The organism is uncultured Streptococcus sp. (assembly GCF_963456385.1).
GTDB lineage: Bacteria > Bacillota > Bacilli > Lactobacillales > Streptococcaceae > Streptococcus.
Genome location: NZ_CAUOLF010000036.1, coordinates 1 through 8,097, shown reverse-complemented (window position 1 = coordinate 8,097; position 8,097 = coordinate 1). Strand labels below are relative to the sequence as shown.

The window sequence follows — 8,097 nt, the reverse complement described above, 5'->3', positions numbered from 1 at the left end:
GGATTGGTTCTGATTGACTTTTGGGCAACTTGGTGCGGTCCATGCCGTATGCAGGCACCTATCTTGGAGCAGTTGGCAGGAGAAGTCCATGAGGATGAATTGAAAATCCTTAAAATGGATGTGGATGAAAATCCAAATACTGCCCGTGAATTTGGCATTATGTCCATTCCGACCCTTCTGTTCAAGAAAGATGGTCAAGTCGTTAAGCAAGTCGCAGGTGTTCACACCAAAGACCAGCTCAAGGCTATTATCGCCGAATTAAGTTAATAGCATAGCCAAAAAAATCGTTACATGTCGTAACGATTTTTTCATTTAGCTGATGACAGTAAAGGTCATACAATTTTGGGAAGAGCAAGTATACTATCATAGTGTGCAAAATACTGAAGAAGTGTTTGCTCAGGCGTTTCCCTATAACTTATCATAAGCACTTATTGTGAAATGTGCAAAATTTCAAATGTTGGTAGTTGTGTGTCGGGTTTATTGGTATAAAAAGTAAAGATACATTTTTTCCATTTATCAGGATTGAAAATAACGGCTTTGCCACTTTCGTTGTTTTGCATTTGCTCGTGAATGGTAAAGGATTTTAAACTTTCAGATGCTTCTATATCAATGACTTCTAATGTAGCATATTTACTTGAGTCAAAATGATCAGATATTTCGACTGATGAAGTTATTCCGATTTCAATATTTTGCCAGCCAAACGAATTTAAAATATGATCAAAGTAACCATCAAATATGAATTTTGTCATTCCGTTGGTATTTTTCCAAATATATAGCGGACAGTAACTGTTAAATAATTGGCCTTCAGATTTTTCAGAGATTAAATAAACTTTGAAAAACAAATCGTCGAATCCATCCATCAAATGACCTGTATTTCGGACACGTTGTCTAATGATATCCATATCATAATCTGATGGTAATTTTATAGTATATTGCATTGCTTGCATTGCGGTACCCCTTTTCTAATGAACTATTCACAGTATAAATGATTTATATCATGTTGAATAATACTTAAAAATGATATAATTATCACAAAAAGTGATAGGGTGTTTTAAATGAATTTTAATGATATGAGCATTTTTGTGACAATCTATGAGACAAGATCAATAAACAAAAGTTCAAAGATATTACAATATGCACAATCTAATCTCAGCGCTAGATTGAAAGTGCTTGAAACTGAATTAGATACGAAATTATTTTACAGAAAATATAATGGTTTAGTCCCGACAGAAAGTGGAGACTTATTTTATCAATTTTGTAAGGAAACTTCTAACAATTTAGAGAAATTAAAAAAGAAATGTGAAACCTCGAAAATATCCATCTTAATTTCAGAATTGTTATTTAATCACGATATTAATAATTCGCAAACAATTGATTTGGATAAAAGTGAGATTAATATCCAAAAAACTTCGGATATACCAATCATTGCTCATCAGGAAGACTTTGATAAAATTTTTTGCTTTCAAAAAATTGAAAATTTAAACCATTATGATGAGACTATCGGACATATTGAGTCAGTTTATGCTTGTTCGAGCATCATAAAGGCTAGTGAAGAAATACCCATATTCGTTAATAAAGATGAAAATTGCCCTTTTAGAAAACAAAGCTTAATGAAGTTTGCTCATTTAAAATCAGTTGTAGAAATTGATTCTTTTGAGAACATTATCAGCTTAGTTGAAAACGGGAAAGGAATCGCACTATTGCCTAAATGGCTAAATAAGAGAGCGAATATCAAGCCATACGACCAAGACATCATTCTTATCCCATTTTATCAGTATGAAAAGCAGAATCAAATTAAGTAGACTATTTTAGAAGAAATATTAGTGCTAGAAAGAAAAAACATTTGACAAATATTATAAATATACTTATAATAAGTATACATATTATAAAGGAGTTATTGTAATGGAATTTAGTTTCAGTTTAAGCATGAAAGCAGCAAAAGAAGATGTATGGTCCTACTATGAAAATATTGAAAAGTGGTATGACTGGGAAGAAGATTTAAAAAATATTACATTAAATGGTGGATTTAAGACAGGATCTTGTGGGATAATGGAACTCGAAGGAATGCCCCCAATGGAATATCAGCTGACACTTGTCAAGCCCTTTGAGGAATTTTGGGATAAAACAGCGACCCCGTTTGGAGATATCCTTTTTGGTCATCAGATCATTGAGAACGATGATGGCACTGTAAATGTCAAGCACACCGTAGCTTTAGATAGCAAAGATCAGCAACATTTGGAATTTTTAAGCCAAGTTTTCTCAGATGTTCCTCAATCTATTTTTATTTTAAAAAATTGTTTGGAAAAATAAGAATTCTCTACTTAGCTAGAGAATTTTTTTCTTTCTCTGGCTTTTGGTGTAAAATGTTATCAAAAGTAAGCTATTAAAGGAGAAAATTTATGGTAGCAGCAGTTACAGATGCAACATTTGCAGAAGAAACAAAAGACGGATTGGTTCTGATTGACTTTTGGGCAACTTGGTGCGGTCCATGCCGTATGCAGGCACCTATCTTGGAGCAGTTGGCAGGAGAAGTCCATGAGGATGAATTGAAAATCCTTAAAATGGATGTGGATGAAAATCCAAATACTGCCCGTGAATTTGGCATTATGTCCATTCCGACCCTTCTGTTCAAGAAAGATGGTCAAGTCGTTAAGCAAGTCGCAGGTGTTCATACCAAAGACCAGCTTAAGGCTATTATCGCCGAATTAAGCTAAGCAAGAAGCCTCTGGGCTTCTTTTTTGTATCAAAAAACGTTTACATGCTTAAATTTTTTTATAAAATATTGACAAAAGGCGAATGTTCTTTTAGAATAATAGAAAATTAATAACCAACACCGAACGAAGTTTTTCAGAAAGAGGTAGGCGCCTCTGACTGTGAAATGGACGGAACTCTGGAGAGACCATGAATGGCACCGAAGGGGCAAGGCGGTTTAGAACCGCTCAAACTCTCAGGTAAAAGGACAGAGCGAAGAGGTAGGGATTTCCCTACTCCAGCACATCCAGAGTACATGTTTTGCATGTGCTCTTTCTTTTTCTCGGTGTGAAAAGGAGCTTATATCATGTTGGAAATATTGAATCGTCTGGATTCTTTTGTTTGGGGTCCGCCCCTGCTCATTTTGCTGGTTGGTACCGGTATCTATCTCAGTTTACGTCTGGGTTTGCTGCAGATTTTTCGTCTTCCGCGTGCCTTTCGGCTAATCTTTGTATCAGACGAGGAGCATCAGGGCGATGTCTCTAGCTTTGCGGCTCTCTGCACAGCTCTAGCTGCGACTGTGGGAACGGGAAATATTATCGGAGTGGCAACTGCCATTAAAACCGGTGGACCGGGGGCACTCTTCTGGATGTGGGTGGCTGCTTTCTTTGGAATGGCGACGAAGTATGCCGAGGGCCTCTTAGCTATCAAGTACCGCCGCAAGGATGCTCATGGTGCTATGGCGGGCGGTCCCATGCACTATATCTTACTAGGGATGGGCGAGAAATGGCGCCCGCTGGCTATCTTTTTTGCGATAGCTGGTATCTTGGTGGCTCTCTTAGGGATTGGGACCTTTACGCAGGTCAATTCCATCACAGAGGCCATGCAGAATACCGTTCAGCTGCCTCCAGCTGTGACAGCTTCTATCTTGGCTATTTTGGTGGCTCTGGTTATTTTCAGTGGCATCCAGTCTATTGCTCGAGTGTCGACCAAGGTTGTGCCCTTTATGGCAGCTATTTATATCTTGGGGACTGTGACTGTCTTAGCGGTCAATCTAGATCGTCTGCTGCCCACTCTCCAGCTGGTCTTTAGCTCAGCCTTTAGCCAGACAGCTGCTGTCGGTGGCTTTGCCGGTGCGACCATCCAGATGGCAATTCAAAACGGGGTCGCGCGTGGAGTTTTTTCCAACGAATCTGGTTTGGGATCAGCGCCCATTGCAGCGGCCGCAGCTCGGACCAAGGAACCGGTAGAGCAGGGCTTGATTTCTATGACCGGAACCTTTATCGACACCCTGATTATCTGTAGTTTGACAGGATTGACAATTTTAATCACAGGGGTCTGGGATGGCAATCTCAATGGTGTGTCCCTGACTCAGGCAGCATTTGCGACTGTTTTTGCTAATTTTGGTCCAGTTCTGCTTTCAGTCTTTCTGGTTCTGTTTGCCTTTACGACTATCTTGGGCTGGAATTACTATGGTGAGCGCTGTTTTGAATTTCTCTTTGGGGTGCGCTATATCCGCGTTTATCGTCTGCTATTTGTCCTTATGATTCTACTCGGTGGTTTTGTGGGTCTAGAGGCGGTCTGGATTATTGCAGATATTGTCAATGCCCTCATGGCCTTGCCAAATTTAATCGCTCTCCTAGCGCTCTCTCCTATTGTCATCGGGGAAACAAAGAAATATTTTGACAAGCATCGAAAGAACTAACTTTTGCACATAAAAAAGCCTCTAGCTTTCCGTAATGATGGAAGTCTAGAGGTTTTTTGTCGAAATTAATAGCGTTTTTCTTTTGGCCAGCTGCTCATCTCGGCCACAGCTGTAAAGAGAACGTCAGTAGAAGAGTTGAGGGCTGTCTCGCAGGAGTCCTGAATGACACCGATAACGAAGCCGACGCTGACTACCTGCATGGCCAAATCATTGGAAATCCCAAAGAGGCTGCAGGCGACCGGAATGAGCAGGAGAGCCCCACCAGCTACACCGGAAGCCCCGCAGGCAGAAATTGCCGCTACGACACTGAGAACTAGAGCTGTGCCAAAGTCAACCTGGATACCCAGCGTATTGACAGCAGCCAAGGTCAGGGTGTTGATAGTGATGGCAGCTCCTGCCATATTGATAGTGGCCCCCAGAGGAATAGAGACTGAGTAGGTCTCTGGATTGAGCCCCAGATCCCGACAGAGTTTCATATTGACGGGGATGTTAGCCGCAGAGCTGCGCGTGAAAAAGGCAGTCACGCCACTGACCCGCAAACAGCGCCAGACCAAGGGATAGGGATTTTTCCGCAGCATGATAAAGGTAATCAAAGGATTGATAATCAGAACGGCAATCAGCATGCTGGCTATCAAGGCCAGCAGCAGAATACCATAGCTTTTTAGAGCCTGGAAACCTTTGCCGGAAATGGTAGTGTAGACCAGGCCAAGAATCCCAAGAGGGGCTAGGTTGATAATCCACTCGACAATCTTAGAAGTTATATCTGCCAAGGTCTGCAGCAGTTCCTTGCTGTGGTGGCTGGCTTCCCGCATGGCAATTCCAAAGATGACAGCCCAGGACAGGATACCAATGTAGTTAGCGGTGATGAGGGCGTTGACGGGATTGTCCACCAGCTGAAGCAGAAGATTGCTGAGGACTTGTCCGATTCCATCTGGCGGAGAAACCTTTTGGGAGGACGATGCCAACTCTATGCTAATTGGAAAGAAGAAATTGACTAGGACCGCTACCAGGGCTGCCGCAAAGGTCCCTAGAAGATAGAGCAATACGACTGTTTTCATATTGCTCTTTTGCCCTTTCTGCTGCTGAGAAAGGGCATTTGCTACCAGAGCGAAGACTAGGAGCGGAGCGATGGCCTTGAGGCCGCCAACGAAGATTTGGCCCAGAAGTCCAATGGCCTGTGCTTGGGGGAAGATGATAGCCAGCAGGATACCAATGCCAATACCGATGGAAATCCGCTTGATTAGATTGGTTTTATTCCAAATGGTGATGAAGCGATGGAGCATGTCAGTTCCTTTCTTGTCTTAGATACTTATTTTATTATACGATAGAAAGGGAGTGAAAGCAATGCTAGGTCGGACTAACCATTCTATGTCCGCGCTGATTGGTCTTTGTGGTATAATGGTAGTAATCCTTTTGGAGGTAGCCTATGTCTAAGACCGGAAATGTCTTTTCCCGCTATATCCAGCAGTTTGACTGGAGCAAGATTGCAGATGACCTTTTTTCCAAGCTGGTCTCTTTACTTCTGCTTTTTATCTTATTTTACATCGTTAAGAAAATCCTGCATTTGTCAGTGACCAAGATCATTGCCCCCTCTCTCAAGCTATCCAAGCAGGATGTAGCCAGACAGAAAACCATTACTCGGCTGATTGAGAATCTGCTTAATTATGTCTTGTATTTCCTCTTGATTTACTGGGTTTTATCCATCTTGGGTTTGCCGGTTTCCAGTCTTTTGGCTGGTGCGGGAATTGCTGGTGTAGCTATTGGAATGGGGGCTCAGGGCTTCCTGTCGGATCTGGTCAATGGTTTCTTTATCCTTCTCGAGCGCCAGTTAGATGTCGGTGACAATGTCCGCCTGACTAACGGTCCTATCAACATCGCTGGAACAGTAATCAGTGTCGGGATTCGGACGACGCAGGTACGGGACGCGGACGGAACGCTTCATTTTGTTCCAAACCGCAATATCATGGTTGTCAGTAATCTTTCCCGTGGAGATATGCGTGTCTTGATTGATATTCCGCTTTATGCCCAAACGGATTTGGACGAGATTTACCGCATCATTTCCAAGGTCAATGAAGAAGCAGTGCCAGAACATCCAGAGATTCTTAAAGAGCCGAATATCTTGGGGCCGCAAATGGCTTCAAATGGCCAGTTTAACTTCCGTATCAGCATGATTGTACAAGGTGGCATGCAGGTTTCTATTTACCATATTTTCTACCGCCTTTACCATGAAGCGCTTTTGCGAGAGGGGATTGAGCTTCCGACGCTTGGACCTCTTTCAAAAGGCATGTAATTATTGATTAGAAAGGTCCATATGAATCAGCGAATTCAGCAGGAAATTGTCAGTGAGGACAATCATGTTTACCGTTTAAAACGTCCTCTCCACAAGCAGGGTCTCTTTTGGGCAGCTCTGGTGTCTGGTATTATCATCTTTCTTCTGGCCTTGCTCAGCATTCTCCTCGTCATCACTACGATTGGCCTTATGGAAGAAAATGACCATCTCAAGTCTCTCACAGGCTACCATAACTCGCCATTAGAGTCCTATAACAGCCATGCTTTTGAAAAAACAGTTGAATTTTCCAGTGGACTTAAGGTGACAGTTCATTCGGCAGCGGAAGACAGCAAGAGAGTCATGAGCGATGAGTCAACAGGAGTAGCTGTCGTTGCGACTATCACGGTTGAAAATACTTCTAAAAAGCCCATTCTGGTTAGTCCTTATGATTTTGGACTCTATGACAAGAAGGAAAATGTCTACATTTTGGACGGCTCAACCTTTGACAATACACAAATCGGAACCAATCTGGCGCCAGGCAAGTCCATCCGCTTTGACCTAATCTTTGACGGTGAAGGCGGCGATGAGGATACCTATACCGTGACCTACGAAAATGCTAAGTGGCAAAAGGAGAAAAACAAGACAAAGCAAGAGAAAAAGAAGGAGCAATAGGGAAAATTATCCTATTGCTCTAAGATCTTTGCTACTTTCCGCACTAGATTTGAAAGTGGAGGCAGCAAATGCTATAGATAAAAGAAGATTTGAGACGAAAGTTTCAAATCTTTTTCTTGACCCTGACCTTAGGGGAGGGAGTATACTAATGGTAGATAAGAAAGGAGATAACCATGCAAATCAATATCATTCGTTCAGATAAGGTTTATCAGGAGATGCTCGAGCTGCCATTGGAAAAAAGAGAGGGTTGTTTTCGAGCTAAGATTTTAGCACCTTTTGCAACAAAATATCAAACACGGCACATTCCTCTGAAAGCGAAGTATCCCGGAGGATTTGATGCTCTTTTCCTACTTGGCTTTATGAATCAGCTACCCGGCACTCTGTCAGAAAAGGATAGACCGGCTATTGATGCTCTGAGCTCTGATCAGCTCTGGCAAAATTGTCAAGATACCATCAAGAGGAGTATTGGTCTTTTTGAGCAAGCTGACTATGATTTAGAGGTTGAGGATTACTATTTTACTATTTTGTTAGGCAATCCAGAAAAGCCCATGTTACAGCTCAATAACGGGTACAGTGGAGATGGAGGAATTCCAGGCTACCTCATGCTTAGTCTGCTACCGAATGACTATACTTTGCCACGTGTGCAGGCGGCTCTGGCCCACGAGTGCAACCATAATGTCCGCTTCCAATTTATCAAATGGAACCAGCAGACGACACTAGCAGACTGGGTAGTTAGTGAAGGATTGGCAGAGTCTTTTGC

Annotated in this window: 10 protein-coding genes and 1 riboswitch; of the genes, 8 read left to right on the top strand and 2 right to left on the bottom strand. The window is 42.2% G+C overall.

Translation table 11 applies throughout. The features are described from left to right. Positions 1-267: thioredoxin (gene trxA, locus RP262_RS11035; RefSeq protein ID WP_311155177.1), on the top strand; the 267-nt coding region annotated here is incomplete at its 5' end. Between the two features lie 161 nt (positions 268-428). Here trxA (RP262_RS11035) and RP262_RS11030 read toward each other — a convergent pair. Next, complete coding sequence (locus RP262_RS11030) at positions 429-947, bottom strand: DUF4865 family protein (protein WP_009443933.1); 519 nt, start codon at positions 945-947, stop codon at positions 429-431. 108 nt (positions 948-1,055) lie between these two features. Between RP262_RS11030 and RP262_RS11025 the strand changes: the two genes are divergently transcribed. From RP262_RS11025 to RP262_RS11010, 4 genes are all read left to right on the top strand, one after another. After that, entirely contained in the window at positions 1,056-1,802 is a 747-nt protein-coding gene (locus RP262_RS11025) for a LysR family transcriptional regulator (RefSeq protein WP_311155176.1), read from the top strand. A gap of 100 nt (positions 1,803-1,902) precedes the next feature. Then, on the top strand, positions 1,903-2,310 hold the full coding sequence (locus RP262_RS11020) for a polyketide cyclase (protein WP_003074623.1): 408 nt from the start codon (positions 1,903-1,905) through the stop codon (positions 2,308-2,310). 89 nt (positions 2,311-2,399) lie between these two features. Continuing rightward, positions 2,400-2,714, top strand: a complete 315-nt coding sequence (gene trxA / locus RP262_RS11015; RefSeq protein ID WP_002898369.1) for a thioredoxin — start codon at positions 2,400-2,402, stop codon at positions 2,712-2,714. A 166-nt stretch (positions 2,715-2,880) separates the two neighbouring features. Further along, a riboswitch (glycine riboswitch) is annotated at positions 2,881-2,973 on the top strand. An 85-nt stretch (positions 2,974-3,058) separates the two neighbouring features. After that, positions 3,059-4,396, top strand: coding sequence for a sodium:alanine symporter family protein (locus RP262_RS11010; protein ID WP_311155175.1), 1,338 nt, complete (start codon positions 3,059-3,061; stop codon positions 4,394-4,396). Between the two features lie 65 nt (positions 4,397-4,461). Here the strand turns inward: RP262_RS11010 and sstT are convergent, their stop codons facing one another. After that, on the bottom strand, positions 4,462-5,679 hold the full coding sequence (gene sstT / locus RP262_RS11005) for a serine/threonine transporter SstT (RefSeq protein WP_311155174.1): 1,218 nt from the start codon (positions 5,677-5,679) through the stop codon (positions 4,462-4,464). Positions 5,680-5,822: 143 nt separating this feature from the next. Here sstT and RP262_RS11000 point away from each other — a divergent pair, with 143 nt between their 5' ends. The 3 genes from RP262_RS11000 to RP262_RS10990 form a co-directional block, all read left to right on the top strand. Beyond that, on the top strand, positions 5,823-6,686 hold the full coding sequence (locus tag RP262_RS11000; protein WP_311155173.1) for a mechanosensitive ion channel family protein: 864 nt from the start codon (positions 5,823-5,825) through the stop codon (positions 6,684-6,686). 21 nt (positions 6,687-6,707) lie between these two features. Then, positions 6,708-7,337, top strand: coding sequence for a DUF4352 domain-containing protein (locus RP262_RS10995; RefSeq protein ID WP_311155172.1), 630 nt, complete (start codon positions 6,708-6,710; stop codon positions 7,335-7,337). A gap of 173 nt (positions 7,338-7,510) precedes the next feature. After that, positions 7,511-8,097, top strand: a 587-nt coding sequence (locus tag RP262_RS10990; RefSeq protein WP_311155171.1) for a DUF2268 domain-containing putative Zn-dependent protease, incomplete at its 3' end; no start/stop codon positions are given.

Excerpts from the sequence above, each read along its gene's own strand:
- RP262_RS11030 (WP_009443933.1), bottom strand. The coding sequence starts at position 947 with ATGCAAGCAATGCAATATACTATAAAATTACCATCAGATTATGATATG.
- RP262_RS11025 (WP_311155176.1), top strand. The coding sequence starts at position 1,056 with ATGAATTTTAATGATATGAGCATTTTTGTGACAATCTATGAGACAAGA.
- RP262_RS11020 (WP_003074623.1), top strand. The coding sequence starts at position 1,903 with ATGGAATTTAGTTTCAGTTTAAGCATGAAAGCAGCAAAAGAAGATGTA.
- trxA (WP_002898369.1), top strand. The coding sequence starts at position 2,400 with ATGGTAGCAGCAGTTACAGATGCAACATTTGCAGAAGAAACAAAAGAC.
- RP262_RS11010 (WP_311155175.1), top strand. The coding sequence starts at position 3,059 with ATGTTGGAAATATTGAATCGTCTGGATTCTTTTGTTTGGGGTCCGCCC.
- sstT (WP_311155174.1), bottom strand. The coding sequence starts at position 5,679 with ATGCTCCATCGCTTCATCACCATTTGGAATAAAACCAATCTAATCAAG.
- RP262_RS11000 (WP_311155173.1), top strand. The coding sequence starts at position 5,823 with ATGTCTAAGACCGGAAATGTCTTTTCCCGCTATATCCAGCAGTTTGAC.
- RP262_RS10995 (WP_311155172.1), top strand. The coding sequence starts at position 6,708 with ATGAATCAGCGAATTCAGCAGGAAATTGTCAGTGAGGACAATCATGTT.